Raw genomic sequence first — 19,137 nt, 5'->3', positions numbered from 1 at the left:
TGTATATCATTGCATCTTGACAAGAGCCGAATTGGAAGTAGAATGAATGCACTATTTCTAATTTGGCTTTTTTGGAAAGTTTTAGGAAAGGAACTTTAAGATCGTGAAGCAAAGTTCTATACTCACTATAAAAAAGGAAAAACGGTTATTATTAGAAAATTACGTAAGGGAAAGTTTAAAAAGCTATCATCCCTTGTTTGCGTGTGATTCTGACGCGATTTATGCAATGGACCTTGATGGCTATTTCCTGCCGCTAAATCCGGCATGCAAGGAAATTTTCGGCTACGATTCGGAGTCATTTTCCAAGCTGTCCTATATGAAAGTGGTAAAATTAGAGCATTTGGAACGGGCCATCAATATGTTCTACAATTCACTGGAGGGCAAGCTGCAAAACTTTGATTGCCAAATCGTCTATCAAAGCGGTGAACTGAAAGATTTAAACATAACCTATTATCCCATTGTTATTAAAGAAGAAATTGTCGGGTTATATGGTATTGCAAAGGATATAACAGAAATCAAGCTGAAGAGAAAAAAACTCCTCCAAGATATTCAGCACCGGGAAAATATCTATCGGGATATTGTCGAACATTCTCCTGATGCAGTCGTCATTGCCAAAGATGAACAGATTTTATTTGCTAACGATACGGCTGTTCAATTAGTTGGGGCAAAAGATAAACAGGAATTAATCGGAAGAAGCGTGTTTGAATTCCTTGATGCTTCCTATTTTAAAGTTATAAAAAAACGGGCTAAGCAAGTGGAAGCTGGAACGGCGGTTGAGTTTATGGATGTGGAACTTTTCCACAAAAATGGCACTAAAATCGAAGTGGAAGTAAAAGCGATTCCAGCGATTTACCAAAATGAACCAGCCCGCCATATTATTATCCGCGATATAACGGAAAAGAAGCGGACGCAAAAATTATTGCTGCAGTCAGAAAAGCTGTCTGTTGCCGGCCAGCTTGCCGCCGGAATTGCCCATGAAATCAGAAATCCGCTGACGTCCATTAAAGGCTTCATCCAACTGATGGAAGCAGACCATACATTTAATTCGAATTACCTTGGCATTATCAATTCGGAAGTAAACCGAATTGAATTAATTCTTAGTGAATTATTATTGCTTTCCAAGCCGCAGGCGATGAAATTTAAGAAGCGGGAAATGTCCAATATACTCGAGCATGTGAAAGCACTAATTGATACCCAGGCGATACTAAATAATATCGAAATTACGATCCATTACTTAACAGATATCCCTGAGGTATATTGCGACGAAAATCAGCTCAAGCAGATGTTTATCAATTTCCTGAAAAATTCCGTCGAGGCGATGCCAAAAGGCGGAAAAATCGAGATCGAAGTTAAAAAAATGGACGAGGAGCACCTCGAAATTCGATTTATTGACGAAGGATGTGGCATCTCAGAGGGGCATCTTGACAGAATTGGCCAGCCTTTTTTCACGACAAAGGAAAATGGGACAGGACTCGGACTCATGATTAGCATGCAAATTGTTGAAAATCATCAAGGGACAATTGGGATCTCAAGCAGCCAAACGGGAACAACAATAAGTGTCAAATTGCCTATCTAATGCTTAGAGCGAATGGTGCCGGACCATTCGCGTTTTTATTGACGAAAAAGATATTTTATGATATTAAAATAGTTGTTAGCACTCTAGGTTGATGAGTGCCAATTGATTTATTGACTTCCGGCAATTATGATGAATAGGTAGAAATGGAAGGAGAGAGCGTGATGGAAACAAAACAATTTAAAGCCGAATCGAAACGTTTATTGGACATGATGATCAACTCGATTTACACGCATCGTGAAATTTTCCTGCGGGAGCTTATTTCCAACGCAAGCGATGCCATTGACAAAATTTATTATCGGGCGTTAACGGACGAGTCCTTGACCTTTGACAAAGAAAATTACTACATAAAGGTGACTGCCGATAAGGTCAATCGAACCCTGAGAATCGTTGATACCGGGATTGGGATGACCAAGGAAGAACTGGAAAACAATCTAGGTACAATTGCGAAAAGCGGTTCACTAGCCTTCAAATCGGAGAATGAGTTAAAGGACGGCTATGATATTATCGGCCAGTTTGGTGTGGGGTTCTATTCTGCGTTTATGGTTGCCGATGTGGTCACCGTGATCAGCAAGGCATTAGGCAGCGGAGAAGCATATAAATGGGAATCAAAGGGTGCAGATGGCTATACCATCGAACCATGTGAGAAAGACTCCCTAGGTACCGAGATTATTTTAAAAATCAAGGAAAATACCGAGGATGAAAATTATGATGAGTTTCTTGAGGAATACCGTCTAAAGTCGATTATCAAGAAATACTCCGACTTTATCCGCTACCCGATAAAAATGGATGTCACCAATAGCCGGCTGAAAGAGGGAAGCGAAACGGAGTATGAAGAATACGTCGAAGAACAGACCGTTAACAGTATGGTGCCGATTTGGCGGAAAAATAAAAACGAACTAACCGACGAGGACTATAACAATTTCTATTCAGAAAAGCGCTATGGCTTCGACAAGCCGCTAAAACATATCCATATCAGCGTTGACGGTGCCGTCCGATATAATGCCATCCTTTATATTCCGGAGAATATTCCATTTGACTATTACTCTGCCGAATATGAAAAGGGCTTGGAGTTGTATTCCAGCGGTGTGTTAATCATGAACAAGTGTGCCGACCTGCTTCCGGACTACTTCAGCTTTGTTAAGGGGATGGTCGATTCAGAGGACTTATCGCTTAACATTTCCCGTGAGATGCTGCAGCATGACCGCCAGCTAAAGCTGATCGCCAAGAACATCAACAAGAAAATTAAGAGTGAGCTTTTGAGCTTGTTAAAAAATGACCGAGAAAAATACGAGCAATTTTACGGGGCGTTTGGCCGCCAGTTAAAATACGGGGTCTATAGCGATTTCGGTTCACATAAAGACGAATTGCAGGACCTATTAATGTTCTATTCTTCTAAAGAGAAGAAGCTAGTTACATTGGATGAATATGTGTCCAGAATGCCGGAGGACCAAAAATACATCTTCTATGCAACCGGCGCCTCCAATGAGCGAATTGAAAAATTGCCGCAGACAGAGCTGGTGGCAGATAAAGGATATGAGATTTTATACTTTACAGATGAAATTGACGAGTTTGCCATCAGAATGTTGATGAGCTATAAGGAGAAAGAATTTAAATCCGTGTCCAGTGGCGACTTGGGCTTTGAAGCGGAAGAGCAGGAAAAGGAAGCTGCTTCCGAACAGCAGGACAACAAGGATTTGTTCGAGCGGATGAAGGAAATTTTGGCAGGCAAAGTGAAGGATGTCCGCGTCTCCAAACGTCTGAAGTCACATCCGGTATGTTTATCGACCGACGGCGATGTCTCTATCGAGATGGAGAAAATTTTGAGTGCGATGCCGAACAACCAAAACATCAAGGCCGAAAAAGTATTGGAAATCAACGTCAACCACGAGGTTTTTGATGCGTTGAAGGAAGCATTTGCCTCCGATCAAGACAAACTTGGCCTCTATACCCATCTGCTGTACAACCAAGCCCTGTTGATCGAAGGGTTGCCAGTCGAGGACCCGGTAGAGTTTACCAACAATATTTGCAAAATTATGGTGTAAGGAATGGGGAAGGATTGCCGCATGGGGATGTGCGGCAATCCTTTTTTTGTTTTTGGAAGGACAAAATGGAGAAACTGTCCTTCATCTCGGGTGAAAAAAAATATATCTGCGGTAAAACCAACTATATCTGCGATAATTTTAATATATCTGCGATAGTCGCGACTATATCCGCGATAAATTCAATATATCTGCGATAATCCGAATATATCCGCGATTCGCTCAATAACCCGTTAAACCCGCCACAAAAAGACACCGCAAACCCTATTCAATAAAACCTCAGTGCGGCCCGCCACCATCCACATATTTCCCGTAATCCGGAATTGCCAGCCGGTCGAAGTCGTTCACCAGCCTCCGAAGTCCGTTAGATAGCGTATCACCTGCAACAGGGGCCCCGTGCCCGACAACAGCAACAGAAGGGTTCAATTCGGCTAGCCGTTGAACAGAGCTCTTTGCCGCCTGCCAATCTGTCGTCAGATACCGGGGCGGGCCATTGATTTCCTGTTCCTGCGTCAATACCTTATATAAAGAGTCCTGTTTTACATTAATAAACGCATCACCAGCAATCAAAGCCCGGTCGGAATCCCTAAAAAAGGAAACGTGCCCAGGCGAGTGGCCTGGTGTGTGAATCCAGCGGAACCCATCTAAAAACGGGACGGTTCCATCGGAAGGCAGCTTTTCCACTTGGCTCCCCAGGTTAACTGGCTCATTCGGGAACATCTGTGACATCTTGGCTACCATGCCGCCCTCGACCGTTGGGTCCGGTTCAGGGTAACTCTGAAGGCCGGTTAAAAACGGCAGTTCCATTTCATTGGCAAACACCGGAACCTGCCAATGGTTTACCAGCTCCACAATGGCTCCAACATGATCAAAATGCCCATGCGTTAAAATAATCGCCTTTGGTCGGCTGCCGCTGCCAAACCGTTCCTCCGCAACCCTAATAATTTCCTCTGCTGATTCCGGCATTCCGGCATCCACCAAAACATACTCGTTTCGATCCGGGTTTCCCACAAAACATATATTGACAATTTGGATGGTATAAGAATAAATATCTGGTAACACTTCAATTCCAATACCACTGGCAATGGAAGTAGCTGGAATAAACTTGTAATCACTTCCGTAGGACATCTCTTTATCCATCGAAAAACCTCCTTTTTTAAGCAACATTAGTTTTTCACGTCTTGACAAAAATATCCCTAACATACCAATGAAATCAAAGTATTTCCAGTTCTAGGCAAAACGTCTATAATACTAATGTAGCTGTTTAACGAGGGGTGGATATTCAATGAAATACAAGCAAAAGTCGCGGCGGATGTGGAGGATTTTGTCCTTTGCTTTGTCTGTTTTCCTAAGGGTGTACTGGTACAAGTTGATGAAAAAATCCGAAATAGAGCGGGAAAAGCTATGGGGGAATATTGGACAAGAGTTTCGACAATTGCTCTTTGATTTAGAGGGATTGTTAATAAAAGTCGGTCAATTTTTAAGTATTCGGGCCGATTTGCTGCCCAATAGTTTTATCAGCCAAATACAGGACTTAGTAGATCAGGTGCCCCCCTCCGATTGGGAAGAAATCAAAGTGGTCATTGAAAAAGAATGGGGCGGTCCGATTGAACAATTCATGCTATCTATTGACCCGATAGCTGTAGCTTCTGCATCCATTGGCGAGGTTTACCGCGGCATACTCAAAGACGGAATAGAAGTGGCTGTCAAGGTGCAGCGTCCTATGATAAAGTCGATTATCACGACTGATTTTCGGGCATTGTCGATTATTATTTGGTTTGCCGATCATTTTGCCCCTGTTCCAAAGGGTTTTATTAATTTTAAGATGTTATTTCAGGAACTAAAAACGGTGATTGAAAAAGAAGTGGATTTCAAAAAGGAACTGGAAGCAATCCAAACTTTCCGCCATCGTTTTCAGTCCTTTCAAGGGCTCGCCATTCCTAAAACCTATCCCAATCTATCAACCTCGAAAGTTTTGGTCATGGAATGGGTGGAAGGGGCAAGGATTACTGACCTTGATTTTTTAGAACAAAACTCGATAGACAGGGCAGAACTAGCCCAGCGGCTGTTTAGAATGTTTATCCCACAATGGCTGGAGGCCGGTATCTTTCATGCAGACCCACACGCTGGGAATGTACTGGTGAAAGCGGATGGCACCATCATCCTTTTGGACTTTGGCATAATCGGGGAGATTTCGAAAAAAGACGCGCTGAATTTCCAGGACCTGATTCAAGCGATATTGGCAAAAAACTATGCCATGGCAGTCAAAGTTTTAATAGATTTGGGTTTCATCCAACCTGGCGCCAACACAAAAGCCATTGAGCCGGTATTAAAAGAAGCCTTTTCTTTTGATTTTAATCAGTTGAAGGAGATGGACCTGTTTCAGGTAAAAAAAGACCTGAATGAAATGATTAAATCACTGCCAATCCAGGTTCCAACCAGATTTATTTTCCTTGGCCGATCATTCGTAACCATTGAGGGAATGCTTCATAGCATTAGCCCGGACCAGGAATTGCTAGAGATAGCCAAACCCGCTTTTATTGATTGGCTGAATCATGGCAATCAAAGTAAATGGAAGCTTGTATTAAAATGGATTCATTCCCAGCCGGTTTTTCAAATCTTTCATTCTATTACTGATTTGCTTGAGGCGCCGAATCGTTACCTTGAGCAAACGCAGGCACTCAAGCAAAGAGAGTTTTACTTTACCAAATTTGAAAATCAGAAGAAACAAGCATTTTTTCTGGCGATCCTGGGAGTGGCCGGAGTTTTTTCTGGTCTGTATATTAACGAAGAGATCCTTTGGAAAGGGGCAACCGGACTCGTTGGTCTTTCTTTTATCACCTACCTCATTAGTAATATAAATCAGAAAAAATGGTTAAAAGGCGGTGAATGAACGATTCTCCGCCTTTTCGCGTTAATTTGGCTCGACATGTACATGGACATCAAAAACATCATGTTTTTTGATTAGCTCGTTCTCTACCTTTGTGGCCACATCATGCGCGTCCCGAATGTTTAACGTGGAATTGACCAGGATGACGACATCGACCACGGCGCTGTTTCCGTAATTCCGTGCTTTAATGTCCTTGATTCCTTTTACACCGGGAATTTCCTCAATTGTATTTTTAAAAGAGTGCATTTCCTTCACATCAAATCCATCGGTCAAACTATGGGAAGCGGAGCGGAAGATGTCCCACGCTGTGTTACAAATAAGCAAGCCAACCACAATGGCGGTTACCGGGTCAAGCCAGGGAAGCTGAAATTGGGCGCCGATGATGCCGATGGCCGTCCCAATACTGACCCAGGCATCGGAAAGGTTATCCTTGGCCGCCGCCATTACCGATTGGCTGTTGATTTTTTCAGCGAGCTTGCGATTATTGCGGTAAACAACATACATGACAATCGCACAAAATAAACCGGTAACGGCCGCAATTGGATCTGGGGAGACACTTCTCCCATTCAACATGGTCGTTGCCGCAGCATATAGTACTTCAATCCCCACAGCCATCATAATAAAAGAAGATACCATGGAGGCGACAGTTTCCGCTTTCCAATGACCGTAAGGGTGATCTCGATCAGCAGGTTTTTGCGATAATTTCAACCCAATCAATACAACAATTGAAGCCAGGACATCGGTTGTATTATTAAGCCCGTCCGCCTTTAATGCTTCGGAATTTGTAAAAAAGCCGACTGTTAGCTTTAGTGCGGATAAACAAAGGTATGCCACTATACTAATAATTGCCCCGCGTTCGCCCTTTTTTAATTCCAGATACTTTTCTTGCTCCATGGTTAAAGCCCCCAATTTCTACTGCCATCATTATCTTAGCAATCGATTGTCGAGTGTGTCTAGAGCAACCTTTTTAGTCTCTTATTAAAATTATTGTAATAGCAAAAAATGTTTCGCTTGGGAAAAATCATTGTCAACTTTTTTTTCTGTAAAAAATTTTGAAAAATTGAAATACACATTATTGACAAATTCCTATCGGTATAATAGGATTAATTTTAATATTAATTTTAAATGCAAGCGAGATAAAAGTTAAAAAAGGGGGGGCGAATCGGCTGCGACCAACAGAAGAATGGCATGAAATTGCCCAACATCTTAAGGCAATGCTTGAAAGTATTAAATTTGGATCGATTACACTAGTTGTCCAAGATGGGAAAGTAGTGCAAATTGAGAAAAATGAGAAGGTTCGTCTTCAAAACAATAAAACTCGCTGACTAGACAAACTAGAGGCGGTCTGCACCTATAATGGTGGAAGACTGCCTTTTTTTATTGCAGAGATAGGAGGTCTAACGACTTTGACAAATACTGTGACATATGAAAATTGGAACCAAATTTCCGACAACTTTTTATCAAATGATGAAACAAAAGGGGCACGCGCCGTTTTGGAATGGGCGTATAGTCAATATTCAGAGAACAAAATGGTTTATGCTTCGAGCTTCGGGGCAGAGGCAATCGTGTTGATTGATTTGATTTATCAGGTGAAGCCCGATGCCCATATCGTTTTTTTGGATACCGACCTTCATTTTCTCGAGACCTATGAAGTTATTGAAAAAATCGAGAAACGTTTCCCGTCATTGAAGATTGAAAAGAAGAAACCGGCGATAACCTTGAAGGAACAAGCGGCCCAGTATGGCTCGGCATTATGGAAACGGGAGCCTAACCAATGCTGCCAGATCAGGAAGGTGATCCCGTTAAGAGAGACGTTGACCTCAAAGGAAGCCTGGATTTCCGGCCTTCGCCGGGATCAATCGCCAACCAGGAAGGATACCCAATTTCTAAACAAAGATGAAAAGTTCAAAAATATTAAAATCTGCCCGTTAATTCATTGGACATGGGATGAGGTTTGGCAGTACATCAGAAGCCGAGACCTCCCGTACAACGAACTGCACGACCGGAATTATCCGAGCATTGGCTGCTTCCCATGTACACAGGCGGTCGGAAGTGATGGCGATTCCCGTGCCGGCCGCTGGAGCGGAAGCAGCAAGACAGAGTGTGGCTTGCACACATCTTAAGGAGGGGATTCCTACGGTAACCATCATTGCAGTTACAATCGGGTTGTTTTTTGCCGTCAATATCGGTGCTAGTGGGGCGGCAGCCTCAATGGGAATTCCCTATGGCGCCGGAGTAGTGAAGAAGCAATTGGCTTTATTTCTATGTGCCATCGCTGTTTTTCTAGGGGCATGGCTCGGCGGAGGTGAAGTGGTCAAAACAATTGGCAGTGAAATCGTACCTAGCAGCACATTTACCAATGCGATTGCGTTAATCGTGTTGGCCTCAGCAGCATTGTCATTATTCCTGGCAAATATCTTTGGAATCCCTCTATCCACGAGCGAAGTGGCGGTCGGCTCCGTTGTCGGAGCAGGGATTGTCTATCAATCTGTGTTTGTAGGGAAGCTTTTATGGATTATGATGTTTTGGCTGCTCACTCCCTTTGCTGCCTTTTTCATTGCGATTTTCGCCACCTATTTTTTAAAAATAAAAGCCGTTCAATCCCTGCTGGCAACGAGTAAGACGGCTCCAATCCTGGCTGTTTTGGTTGTGATTATGGGCCTGTTTGAAGCCTTTTCGGCGGGAATGAACAATGTGGCCAATGCCGTTGGGCCGCTTGTTGCGGCATCCTTGATGTCCAAGGAAAGCGGCGTACTTTGGGGCGGGCTAGCCGTCGCGTTGGGCGCGTGTCTCTTGGGCCACCGGGTCATTGAAACCAATGGTAAAAAAATCACTACATTAAGATTGGAAGAGGGTTGTGTCATATCCGGAACGGGGGCAGGCATTGTCACGGCAGCATCCATTTTTGGAATTCCGGTGCCGTTAACGCAGATTACTACCTCTTCCATTATCGGAATCGGTTTTGCCAAGCATGGAAAATCGGTGCTAAAAAAGGATATTGTTGTTCAATTGCTTACGGTTTGGCTCGTTTCCCCTGTCTTATCCATGGTCTTATCCTATACCATCATCCAGCTGGTAATTGTACAGAATGTTTACCCGATTATTGTCATGGCCGGCGTGCTCATTTCCGTATTCGGTGTTCTGAAATTGATAAAGACAGCGGCTGTAACTGAGACAAATTTTACAAAAGATTTATTACGAAAGGTTGATTAAAAATGTCATTCCTACCCAAACCACATGGCGGGAAGCTTGTTCAAGCTTTCAATCCGCACTACGATATTAGCTCAGTAAAAAAAGAAATAGAAATTGATTCAGTTGCTTTAAGTGACTTGGAACTAATCGGAATAGGCTTGTTCAGCCCTTTAACAGGCTTTCTTGGAAAGAGAGATTACGAGGCAGTGGTCACCACGATGCGTTTAGCGGACGGTACCGTTTGGTCGATTCCGGTAACCCTGCCTGTTTCCTATGAAGTGGCAGATTCGTTGGTTGTTGGCGAGGAAGTCAAGCTCACCTACAACAACGAAGTGTATGGGGTGATCACAGTTTCCGAAACGTTTAAACCTGATTTAACTAAAGAAGCCATCGAGGTTTATAAAACAGAGGAAATCGCCCATCCGGGGGTAAAACGTTTATTTGAACGGGGGCCGGTATATGTGGCCGGTGAGATCGTGCTAGTAAAAAAGGCGGAAAAAGGCGTATTCGGTGATGTGTGGTTTGAGCCGAAAGAAACGAGGGAATTTTTCAAAGCAAAAGGCTGGAAAACTGTCGTTGGATTCCAAACGAGAAATCCAATCCACCGCGCCCATGAATACATTCAAAAAGCCGCGCTTGAGACGGTTGATGGCCTGTTCGTTAACCCGCTTGTCGGGGATACAAAATCGGATGATATCCCAGCGGATATCCGGTTAAAAAGCTATCGGGTACTACTTGAAAACTATTATCCGAAAGAGCGGGTACAGCTTGGCGTCTATCCTGCGGCGATGCGGTATGCCGGGCCAAGAGAGGCGATTTTCCATGCAATTGCCCGGAAAAATTTTGGCTGCACCCACTTTATTGTTGGCAGGGACCATGCCGGTGTCGGCAACTATTACGGCACCTATGATGCCCAGCATATTTTTAGCGAATTTACCGAAGAGGAACTAGGTATTAAGCCATTGTTCTTTGAGCACAGCTTTTATTGCACGAAGTGTGACGGAATGGCGTCCGATAAAACTTGTCCGCATGGCAAAGAGGATAGGGTCATTCTTTCCGGAACAAAGGTGAGGGAGATGCTTCGTGCCGGAGTGCTTCCGCCTTCCACCTTCAGCCGCAAAGAAGTGGTGGAAGTATTGATTGAAGGCATGCGAGAAAAGACGACTGTATAAGGAGAATCGGAAAATGGGGAAAGCAACCAACATCACATGGCATGAAACGTCGATCACAAAATCAGACCGCCGGATCCAAAATGGCCACGGCAGCTGCACGCTATGGTTTACCGGGCTATCTGGCTCCGGGAAATCGACGATCGCCAACGCTGTTTCACATGAATTGTACCGCATGGGGATCAATGAATATGTCTTGGATGGGGATAATATCCGTCATGGCTTGAATAAGGATCTTGGTTTTTCGGAAGATGACCGGACTGAAAATATTCGCCGGATTGGGGAAGTCGCCAAGCTGTTTGTTGACAGCGGCAAAATTGTAACCACGGCATTTATTTCCCCGTTTCGATCGGACCGTGATGGGGTACGGACTCTGTTTGAGGCAGGGGAGTTCATCGAGGTATATGTCAGCTGTCCGCTCGAGGAGTGTGAACGCCGCGATCCAAAGCAGCTTTATGAAAAGGCTCGCCGAGGCGAAATCAAGGATTTCACAGGGATTGATTCTCCATATGAAGCACCGGAACAGCCGGAAATAACGATTCAATCATATAAGGTATCAGTTGCCGAGGCCGTAGAACAAGTATTAAACTATTTACGTGGACAAAATATCATTTAAGGCAATCTTGCAACAGCAGAAGGGGGGCAGCCAGGATGAAAGCAATCCTATACGTCGGCCACGGCACGCGCTCAAAAACAGGCGCCGCGGAAGCAAGGAGTTTTGTCCAAAGGGTGATGGAGCGAATCCATCTACCGATTCAGGAGCTCGCTTTCTTGGAATTGACGGAGCCGTCGATTGCAGAAGGTTTCGCCCGTTGTATTGAAAAAGGGGCAACTCAAATAAGTGTTGTTCCCTTATTTCTGCTTGCTGCGGGACATATTAAAGAGGATATTCCCCAAGCCCTTGCTGCACTAAAAAATACTTATCCAACTGTTAAAGTGCAGGTAAAGGACCCGTTTGGTATACAATCGGGCCTACTTGACGGGCTGGCAGAACTTATTCGGGAATCTGCGGGGGACATCTCCCGGAGCGACTCGATTTTAATCGTTGGCAGGGGCAGCAGTGACGCGGATCTTCATCCTGCTTTTTCAAAAATTGCCGAAGGAATCCGTGAGAGGCTTGGAACAGCATCTGTTTCGGTATGTTATCTTGCCGCGGCGTCACCAAGGTTTGATGATGGTTTGAGAGTGATTGCCGAACAAACCTCCGGCAGGGTCATTGTCGTTCCGTATTTACTATTTTCCGGTCTGCTCCTTGCTGAAGTAAATCAGAAAGTGCACCAAATGCAAAAACAAGGTATAGAAATTCTCCATACCGGTCAGCTTAGCAAACATCATTCCATCGAGGATATTATTATAAAGAGGGCGTCACAGTAGGAAAAACACTCATGCGGGTGTTTTTTTGCTTAACAAGGTTTCTTAATGGAAGATTTCGTTATTTTCATGTAGTATTTTTATTGGGATGGGCAGGGAAATAGGTTTCGTACATATCATGATTAAAGGAGAATGAAGATGCCAAAAAGTTTAACGGACACGACCAAATTACATAACGGCGTAGAAATGCCATGGTTCGGCCTGGGAGTTTTTAAGGTAAAAGAAGGCAGCGAGGTTATTGAATCCGTAAAAGCTGCCCTGAAACACGGCTACCGCAGCATTGATACCGCTGCTGTCTACAAAAACGAAGAAGGCGTTGGCCAGGCCATTCGCGAATCCGGAGTTCCCAGGGAAGAAATATTCGTTACCTCAAAGGTGTGGAATTCTGACCAAGGCTATGAAACCACGCTTCAAGCATACGAAACAAGCCTAAAGAAATTAGGTCTTGATTACCTGGATTTATACCTAATCCATTGGCCGGGTAAAGATAAATTTAAAGAAACCTGGAAAGCGCTTGAAACATTGTACAAGGAAGGCCGGGTCCGGGCGATTGGTGTAAGCAACTTCCATATCCATCATTTGGAGGAACTGCTCAAGGATGCCGAGATCAAGCCAATGGTGAATCAGGTGGAATATCATCCACACCTGACACAAAAGGATTTACTGGCATTTTGCCAGCAGGAAGGAATTCAGCTTGAGGCTTGGTCACCGCTCAAGGCAGGCAAGTTATTAGATGAACCGACCATTTCGGAAATTGCTGAAAAATATGGAAAAACAACCGCCCAGGTTATTTTACGCTGGGATTTGCAAAATAAAGTAGTGACCATTCCAAAATCCATTAAAGAACAGCGAATCATTGAAAATGCTGAAATTTTTGATTTTGAGCTAACTGCTGAAGATATGGAAAAATTGAACGGATTGAATAAGGATGAGCGTACTGGTTCTAATCCGGACGAGTTCATGGTTGGTTTTACCGAATAATAAATCTGAAGCTGACAGTCAAAAAGCGACCGTCCGCTATTTTTTGTTCCTATCCAAACCTGAACTAGGGTTCATATTATTGACCGAAAATGATATAATTAAGATAACTCTCACTTGTAAACTGAATTAGGGAGACTATAATATCGTAAAGGAGTGATTGGATGACAGAACTTGTTCAATCAACAATTCAACACCGCAAACTTCCTCTAACCAGGATCATAGTCAGAATCATTGCCATTACCATCGGAGCCGTCCTGATGGCGACGGGGCTGGAAATATTCCTGGTTCCCAACCATGTCATTGATGGAGGCATAACCGGGATCTCCATTATGCTGTCTCATATAACTGGTTGGAAATTGGGAATATTTCTGTTCCTGTTAAACCTGCCTTTTGTTTATATGGGATATAAACAGATGGGGAAAACATTTGCATTTTCAACTATATACGGCATTATCGTATTATCTATTTTTACTTCATTTTTTCACCCGATTCCTCCGTTCACTGAAGATATCCTTCTGGCTACTGTTTTTGGCGGAATGATTTTAGGCATAGGTGTCGGCCTTGTTATACGCAATGGCGGTGCCTTGGATGGAACCGAAATCCTCGCCATTGTCATAAATAAAAAAGTGCCGTTTTCGGTAGGGCAAATCATCATGTTAATGAATATTTTTATTTTGGGGACGGCCGGTTTTGTATTTGGCTGGGACCGGGCCATGTACTCGCTGTTAGCCTATGTGATTGCATCTAAGGCGATTGACACCGTGGTTGCAGGGCTCGAGGAATCAAAATCTGTCTGGATTATCAGTGATGACGCCGAAAAAATTGGTGAAGCCGTAAATGCACGGCTAGGCAGGGGAGTCACTTATTTAAAAGGTATGGGAGCTTATACTGGCGACAATAAAAAGGTTATTTTCAGTGTCATTACCAGACTTGAGGAATCAAAACTAACGACAATTGTAGAAGATATTGACCCTTCGGCATTTCTGGCGATTGCTGATATTTCCGAAGTGCGCGGCGGCCGCTTCAAAAAGCGGGATATTCATTAGAGTTATACAAAAAAGGATCTGCAATGGTACAGATCCTTTTTTGGTTTAGAGCAAAGCCTTGAAGGAATTTCTGATCACATCGCCACGGCTGATGATGCCAGCCAATACCCCGTTACGTTCAACCGGAACTTTTTTGATTTGCTTATTACCCAAAATAGCCGCAAGGTCCTCGACATTTTCATTCCAGTCCACTTTATACACCTTTTTCTTGGCAATTTCCATGACATTTAAGTTTAGCAAACGTTTTTCCCGTTCTTCAAATTCTTCCTGGTCGCCTTTAATAACAAACGTATAGAAAAAGCTGTCTACGACTCTGTCCTTGTGTTTACCTATGTATCGCATAATGTCGCCATCACTGACAAAGGCGACCACCTCGTTTTTGTCATTTACGACAGGAAGCCCGCTAATTCGATATTCAATAAATTTTTCAATAACCGCTCTGACCAGGTCGCTGTCTTTCACTTTATGGACTGGACTGATCATAATCTCATGTGCTTGCATTTAATAAATCTCCTTTCAATGGCCCATTTACATTTATTATACAAAAATAATTAAAAATCAAAACGGAACATATCTGTAGCATTTCCGGACCAGTGCTCTTTTTGCGGAGTTACTGGTCCAATATTATTAAAAAACAGTGAAATAGGAGACAGTACCTTAATGTACTGGTATTATTTTATTGAAAGGGTATTCTTTTTAATTATAGAGGTGGGAGAAATGTTGCAGATGGATAAAACAAGAGTGGAACAGGATTTCTTGGGAACGAAGGAAATACCTTCGGATGCCTATTATGGGATTCAAACACTGAGAGCAGTTGAAAACTTTCCGATAACCGGCTATAAAGTTCACCAAGAGTTAATCATCGCATTGGCGATGGTGAAGAAAGCGGCGGCCATTGCCAATATGAATACAAAGCGTTTATATAGTGGGCTAGGCGAAAAAATTGTCCAAGCCGCCGATGAGATGATTGCCGGACAGTGGCATGATCATTTTATCGTCGATCCGATCCAGGGCGGAGCAGGGACTTCCATGAACATGAACGCCAATGAAATCATTGCCAATCGGGCGCTAGAATTGCTGGGGCATGAAAAAGGCGAATATAAGCACTTAAGTCCCAACAGTCATGTCAATATGTCGCAATCGACCAATGATGTATTTCCAACCGCGATTCATATTGCCGCTCTCAACCTACTGGATAAATTGCTAGTAACAATGGATGATATGCATGCTGTTTTTCTTGAAAAAGCGAAGCAGTTTGAAAAAGTGATTAAAATGGGGCGTACCCATCTTCAGGATGCTGTGCCAATCCGCCTTGGGCAGGAATTTGAAGCGTATTCACGGGTGCTTGCACGGGATATTAAGCGAATTAAGCAATCACGTGCCCACCTATATGAAGTGAATATGGGGGCAACCGCCGTAGGAACTGGATTAAATGCGGACCCGAACTATATTCAAGATGTGGTGAAACAATTGGCTGAAATAAGCGGCCTGCCATTGGTTAATGCTGAACATTTGGTTGATGCGACACAGAACACGGATGCGTATACCGAGGTTTCGGCAGCGCTGAAGGTCTGCATGATGAACATGTCGAAAATCGCTAATGATCTCCGCTTAATGGCTTCTGGTCCGCGCGCGGGGTTGGGGGAAATCACCTTGCCAGCACGTCAGCCAGGCTCTTCGATCATGCCGGGAAAAGTAAATCCGGTCATGCCAGAGATGATTAACCAAATTGCGTTTCAGGTGATCGGGAATGACCATACCATCTGTTTGGCTTCCGAAGCGGGGCAGTTAGAACTAAACGTAATGGAACCAGTGCTAGTTTTTAACCTGCTGCAATCCATCAGTATCATGAATAACGGCTTCCGTTCGTTTACCGATTATTGCTTGAAGGGGATTGAAGCAAACGAAGCTAAATTAAAAGAATACGTAGAAAAGAGTGTCGGGATTATCACGGCTGTTAACCCGCATCTTGGCTATGAAGTGGCGGCAAGAATTGCCCGGGAAGCAACGATAACCGGCAAATCTGTACGTGAATTATGCCTAAAATATGATGTGTTGACCGAGGAAGAATTGGATCTCATCTTAAATATATATGAAATGACTAAACCGGGGATCTCCGGTGCGGCTCTTTTGGAGAGAGATTAAGAAAAAAGCGAACAGTGCCATGGTCATTGCTCGGGATCAGAGCGGTTCAAAACGACCGAACTCAAGAAAAAACCGTGGTGCTGGTCGATAAGAGCGGTTCAAAACGACCGAAGCCAAGAAAAAACCGTGTTGCCGGTCGATAAGAGCGGTTCAAAACGACCGAAGCCAAGAAAAAACCGTGTTGCCGGTCGATAAGAGCGGTTCAAAACGACCGAACTCAAGAAAAAACCGTGGTGCTGGTCGATAAGAGCGGTTCAAAACGACCGAACTCATGAAAAAACGGTGTTGCCGGTCGATAAGAGCGGTTTAAAACGACCGTAGCCAAGAAAAAACCGAGGTGCCGGTCGATAAGAGTGGTTCAAAACGACCGAACTCAAGAAAAAACCGTGTTGCCGGTCGATAAGAGCGGTTCAAAACGACCGAAGCCAAGAAAAAACCGTGTTGCCGGTCGATAAGAGCGGTTCAAAACGACCGAACTCAAGAAAAAACCGTGGTGCCGGTCGATAAGAGCGGTTCAAAACGACCGAAGCCAAGAAAAAACCGTGTTGCTGGTCGATAAGAGCGGTTCAAAACGACCGAAGTGAAGAATAAACTGTTATGTCGATCTGAAAGCCAAAAACATGGAACTTAAAACAACAATCTTTCAGGAATAATATCATTTGAATGCAAACAAAGTAAAAATTTTCGAGATAAACTCTTTCTCGACCATCTGTTAAGCGAACAGTGTCTATAACACTGTTCGCTTTTTTTCAAATTTTACCGTCCTGAACTGTTACTTCGTCAATTGCAAAATCCGTCTTGATTTTTCCTAGTAGATTTCCTTTAATCTTAACCAATCTGGAACTTGTTAAGTGGAATCTGGCTAGCAAATAAAAAACGAACAGTTTGGTAACTGCCAGTTTGCTATACTTGTTTTGTTTTTCTATTAGAGGAAATTCAAAATACTGTTCGCTTCCTTGCTTTTGCAAATAAAACAGTTATCTTCTTCCTCCCATGAATAGAAAGGGTCACCGCAAGTTTTACAATTTGTATTATGGATGGTTATGCACTCTGCTGCAGATTCACGTATTTCTTGTTTAATCTTTATTCCTTGGTATCTGCAAACATCAACGCAGAGCGAGCAACCCGTACAATTCACGGCGGTGATCGTAAGCTGTTCTCCATCATTCGAAAATACGTTTTCGGGACAGAGACGAAAACAAGCTTCACATAAGGTGCATTGTTCTTTGCGGAATTCAATCGCAAAAAACGCCCAATTGGGATACAAGTTCGTCATTTTGAATTTCGCGTGATTGAAGCGCCACTTTGCTGGTGTTACAGTGGTTGCGGCAAGTTTCTTGCTATCAGATGAAAGTTTATTGAAAAAATCGCGCCTTGAAAGCTTCTTTGCCTGCAATTTAACAGATTCATGATCATTACGAATATCAAAAGGTAGGTGATTCATCCCCATTAACTGAGAATTCGTCTCCTTTATAATTTGGTCCACTTTCTGATTGGGGCTGGATATGGAAATTGTTCTAATCTCATTTTTATACATAAATAATAATTCGTTAACCGTAGGCGTTGGTCCATCTTCCAAAATTAAAACTTTATTGACAACTTTTCTGGAGGGCGATTGTCCCTCAAGCGCCACAACGGGACACACCGTTACGCAACGGCCGCAGAGGTTACAGTTTTGATTGTTGACCATAGGGATTCCGTTTTCAAAAGAAATCGCCTGCGTCTCACAGCTATCCACACAGGAGGTACAGGTGCTAAATGGGCTAATTTTCCGCAGACAATGGTCGGCTGCTATTATTTCATGGCTAAGGCTTTCTAGCCATTTCATCCATAATGACATGTTTTCACCCCTTTACAGTCCTCTCTTCATTGTAACGCGGCCGGACTAACTTTTTCTCAAGTTTCCCATTTCTCCAACGTTTTGTAACATTTTATCAACAATTTAGTGGAAACTGTCACCTAATGTTAAAGAAATGAGCAGAAGAATGGCCCATTTTCAAGCTAAAATTGAAGTAAGAGAATTATGGCAATTCAATAAGAAAATGGCTGGGGAGATTGGATGGCCTGTAATAATAGCGGCTTTATAAAAGTTGATGGCTACGAGGAAATGATAAAGAGGGGAAGGGTTTTTTAAGGGATGAATATTATGATCATCGATGACCAAGAAATTGTAGTAGAGGAGCTTTCATTAATACTTAAGCAGGCTTATTGTGTAGACAATTTATATTATGCATCAGACGGTATTGAAGCGGTAGAGCTTGCGGAGACCATTCTTGCTGATTTGATCCTGCTTGACTTGTCTATGACGGGTGAATTAGATGGTTTTGCAACACTTGAAAAACTGCGAAAACTGCTGCCGGAAGCAAAAATCGTCATTTTCACCATGGTTGACAATCTTGAATACCAGAAAAAAGCATATGAAGCAGAGGCAGATGGATATTTGATAAAACAACTAAACAGAGGTGCTATGATCGATTCTTTGGATCAAATTCTAGCATCCTATAAAGTGTTTAATGAGGATGTAATCAAAGCTGTTTCCGAGCAATAATGACAACAGTATCCAATTTGCATAATATAAAAAGCGTGCACATCGAAGTGCACGCTCAGATTGTCGAGAAAGGGTATATTTCTCGGCAATTTTTTATTTTAATGGAAATTGAATGGCCGATTTTATTAAAATTGCCCCTGCTAGGGGGCCTGTTGATTTCCGTTCCAGGTGCTTCGCTTT

At 43.2% G+C, this 19,137-nt stretch carries 18 protein-coding genes; 14 read left to right on the top strand and 4 right to left on the bottom strand.

Annotated features, from left to right (window positions below; all coding sequences use genetic code 11):
• The first annotated feature begins 103 nt into the window (after nucleotides 1-103).
• Together M3234_RS29525 and htpG are read left to right on the top strand one after the other, a co-directional pair.
• Entirely contained in the window at nucleotides 104-1,576 is a 1,473-nt protein-coding gene (locus M3234_RS29525) for a PAS domain S-box protein (protein WP_262304798.1), read from the top strand.
• A gap of 161 nt (nucleotides 1,577-1,737) precedes the next feature.
• The gene (htpG, locus tag M3234_RS11135; protein WP_262304797.1) at nucleotides 1,738-3,618 is read left to right on the top strand and encodes a molecular chaperone HtpG; all 1,881 of its coding nucleotides are present in this window, start codon (nucleotides 1,738-1,740) and stop codon (nucleotides 3,616-3,618) included.
• 276 nt (nucleotides 3,619-3,894) lie between these two features.
• Here the strand turns inward: htpG and M3234_RS11130 are convergent, their stop codons facing one another.
• The gene (locus M3234_RS11130; protein WP_262304796.1) at nucleotides 3,895-4,755 is read right to left on the bottom strand and encodes an MBL fold metallo-hydrolase; all 861 of its coding nucleotides are present in this window, start codon (nucleotides 4,753-4,755) and stop codon (nucleotides 3,895-3,897) included.
• A 145-nt stretch (nucleotides 4,756-4,900) separates the two neighbouring features.
• Between M3234_RS11130 and M3234_RS11125 the strand changes: the two genes are divergently transcribed.
• Complete coding sequence (locus M3234_RS11125) at nucleotides 4,901-6,508, top strand: ABC1 kinase family protein (protein WP_262304795.1); 1,608 nt, start codon at nucleotides 4,901-4,903, stop codon at nucleotides 6,506-6,508.
• A gap of 21 nt (nucleotides 6,509-6,529) precedes the next feature.
• Here the strand turns inward: M3234_RS11125 and M3234_RS11120 are convergent, their stop codons facing one another.
• Nucleotides 6,530-7,399: a cation diffusion facilitator family transporter gene (locus tag M3234_RS11120; RefSeq protein ID WP_262304794.1), complete on the bottom strand. Its 870-nt coding sequence runs from the start codon at nucleotides 7,397-7,399 to the stop codon at nucleotides 6,530-6,532.
• Between the two features lie 272 nt (nucleotides 7,400-7,671).
• Between M3234_RS11120 and M3234_RS11115 the strand changes: the two genes are divergently transcribed.
• From M3234_RS11115 to M3234_RS11080, 8 genes are all read left to right on the top strand, one after another.
• Complete coding sequence (locus tag M3234_RS11115) at nucleotides 7,672-7,830, top strand: YezD family protein (RefSeq protein WP_262305005.1); 159 nt, start codon at nucleotides 7,672-7,674, stop codon at nucleotides 7,828-7,830.
• A gap of 81 nt (nucleotides 7,831-7,911) precedes the next feature.
• Nucleotides 7,912-8,628, top strand: a complete 717-nt coding sequence (locus tag M3234_RS11110; protein ID WP_262304793.1) for a phosphoadenylyl-sulfate reductase — start codon at nucleotides 7,912-7,914, stop codon at nucleotides 8,626-8,628.
• Nucleotides 8,561-9,718 (top strand): inorganic phosphate transporter, encoded by a 1,158-nt coding sequence (locus tag M3234_RS11105; protein ID WP_262304792.1) that lies wholly within the window; start codon nucleotides 8,561-8,563, stop codon nucleotides 9,716-9,718. The genes M3234_RS11110 and M3234_RS11105 overlap by 68 nt, the downstream gene beginning before the upstream one ends.
• A gap of 2 nt (nucleotides 9,719-9,720) precedes the next feature.
• Nucleotides 9,721-10,869: a sulfate adenylyltransferase gene (gene sat, locus M3234_RS11100; protein ID WP_262304791.1), complete on the top strand. Its 1,149-nt coding sequence runs from the start codon at nucleotides 9,721-9,723 to the stop codon at nucleotides 10,867-10,869.
• A gap of 13 nt (nucleotides 10,870-10,882) precedes the next feature.
• Nucleotides 10,883-11,482 (top strand): adenylyl-sulfate kinase, encoded by a 600-nt coding sequence (gene cysC / locus M3234_RS11095; protein ID WP_262304790.1) that lies wholly within the window; start codon nucleotides 10,883-10,885, stop codon nucleotides 11,480-11,482.
• A gap of 35 nt (nucleotides 11,483-11,517) precedes the next feature.
• A complete protein-coding gene (locus M3234_RS11090) occupies nucleotides 11,518-12,240 on the top strand; it encodes a sirohydrochlorin chelatase (protein WP_262304789.1) in 723 nt (240 codons plus the stop codon).
• A gap of 135 nt (nucleotides 12,241-12,375) precedes the next feature.
• Nucleotides 12,376-13,218: an aldo/keto reductase gene (locus M3234_RS11085; protein WP_262304788.1), complete on the top strand. Its 843-nt coding sequence runs from the start codon at nucleotides 12,376-12,378 to the stop codon at nucleotides 13,216-13,218.
• Nucleotides 13,219-13,379: 161 nt separating this feature from the next.
• A complete protein-coding gene (locus M3234_RS11080; protein ID WP_262304787.1) occupies nucleotides 13,380-14,264 on the top strand; it encodes a YitT family protein in 885 nt (294 codons plus the stop codon).
• 45 nt (nucleotides 14,265-14,309) lie between these two features.
• Here the strand turns inward: M3234_RS11080 and M3234_RS11075 are convergent, their stop codons facing one another.
• Entirely contained in the window at nucleotides 14,310-14,765 is a 456-nt protein-coding gene (locus tag M3234_RS11075) for a CBS domain-containing protein (protein WP_262304786.1), read from the bottom strand.
• A 225-nt stretch (nucleotides 14,766-14,990) separates the two neighbouring features.
• Between M3234_RS11075 and aspA the strand changes: the two genes are divergently transcribed.
• Nucleotides 14,991-16,409 (top strand): aspartate ammonia-lyase, encoded by a 1,419-nt coding sequence (gene aspA / locus M3234_RS11070; RefSeq protein WP_396953947.1) that lies wholly within the window; start codon nucleotides 14,991-14,993, stop codon nucleotides 16,407-16,409.
• Nucleotides 16,410-17,334: 925 nt separating this feature from the next.
• Here aspA and M3234_RS11065 read toward each other — a convergent pair.
• Nucleotides 17,335-18,249 carry a 4Fe-4S dicluster domain-containing protein gene (locus M3234_RS11065; RefSeq protein ID WP_262304784.1) on the bottom strand — a complete coding sequence of 305 codons (915 nt, stop codon included), beginning with the start codon at nucleotides 18,247-18,249 and terminating at the stop codon, nucleotides 17,335-17,337.
• A 297-nt stretch (nucleotides 18,250-18,546) separates the two neighbouring features.
• On the opposite strand from M3234_RS11065, the gene M3234_RS11060 reads away from it, so the two are divergent.
• Nucleotides 18,547-18,957 carry a response regulator gene (locus M3234_RS11060; RefSeq protein ID WP_262304783.1) on the top strand — a complete coding sequence of 137 codons (411 nt, stop codon included), beginning with the start codon at nucleotides 18,547-18,549 and terminating at the stop codon, nucleotides 18,955-18,957.
• On the top strand, nucleotides 18,957-19,137 hold a 181-nt coding region (locus M3234_RS11055), incomplete at its 3' end, for a hypothetical protein (protein WP_262304782.1). The genes M3234_RS11060 and M3234_RS11055, both read left to right, overlap by 1 nt.

The sequence above is a fragment of the Neobacillus niacini genome (assembly GCF_023715785.1).
GTDB classification, from domain to species: Bacteria; Bacillota; Bacilli; order Bacillales; family Cytobacillaceae; genus Neobacillus; species Neobacillus niacini_E.
The sequence above is the reverse complement of the archived record's forward strand: the minus strand, read 5'-3'. Positions and strand labels throughout refer to the sequence as shown.

Excerpts from the sequence above, each read along its gene's own strand:
- htpG (WP_262304797.1), top strand. The coding sequence starts at position 1,738 with ATGGAAACAAAACAATTTAAAGCCGAATCGAAACGTTTATTGGACATG.
- M3234_RS11130 (WP_262304796.1), bottom strand. The coding sequence starts at position 4,755 with ATGGATAAAGAGATGTCCTACGGAAGTGATTACAAGTTTATTCCAGCT.
- M3234_RS11125 (WP_262304795.1), top strand. The coding sequence starts at position 4,901 with ATGAAATACAAGCAAAAGTCGCGGCGGATGTGGAGGATTTTGTCCTTT.
- M3234_RS11120 (WP_262304794.1), bottom strand. The coding sequence starts at position 7,399 with ATGGAGCAAGAAAAGTATCTGGAATTAAAAAAGGGCGAACGCGGGGCA.
- M3234_RS11105 (WP_262304792.1), top strand. The coding sequence starts at position 8,561 with ATGGCGATTCCCGTGCCGGCCGCTGGAGCGGAAGCAGCAAGACAGAGT.
- sat (WP_262304791.1), top strand. The coding sequence starts at position 9,721 with ATGTCATTCCTACCCAAACCACATGGCGGGAAGCTTGTTCAAGCTTTC.
- cysC (WP_262304790.1), top strand. The coding sequence starts at position 10,883 with ATGGGGAAAGCAACCAACATCACATGGCATGAAACGTCGATCACAAAA.
- M3234_RS11090 (WP_262304789.1), top strand. The coding sequence starts at position 11,518 with ATGAAAGCAATCCTATACGTCGGCCACGGCACGCGCTCAAAAACAGGC.
- M3234_RS11085 (WP_262304788.1), top strand. The coding sequence starts at position 12,376 with ATGCCAAAAAGTTTAACGGACACGACCAAATTACATAACGGCGTAGAA.
- M3234_RS11080 (WP_262304787.1), top strand. The coding sequence starts at position 13,380 with ATGACAGAACTTGTTCAATCAACAATTCAACACCGCAAACTTCCTCTA.
- M3234_RS11075 (WP_262304786.1), bottom strand. The coding sequence starts at position 14,765 with ATGCAAGCACATGAGATTATGATCAGTCCAGTCCATAAAGTGAAAGAC.
- aspA (WP_396953947.1), top strand. The coding sequence starts at position 14,991 with ATGGATAAAACAAGAGTGGAACAGGATTTCTTGGGAACGAAGGAAATA.
- M3234_RS11065 (WP_262304784.1), bottom strand. The coding sequence starts at position 18,249 with ATGTCATTATGGATGAAATGGCTAGAAAGCCTTAGCCATGAAATAATA.
- M3234_RS11060 (WP_262304783.1), top strand. The coding sequence starts at position 18,547 with ATGAATATTATGATCATCGATGACCAAGAAATTGTAGTAGAGGAGCTT.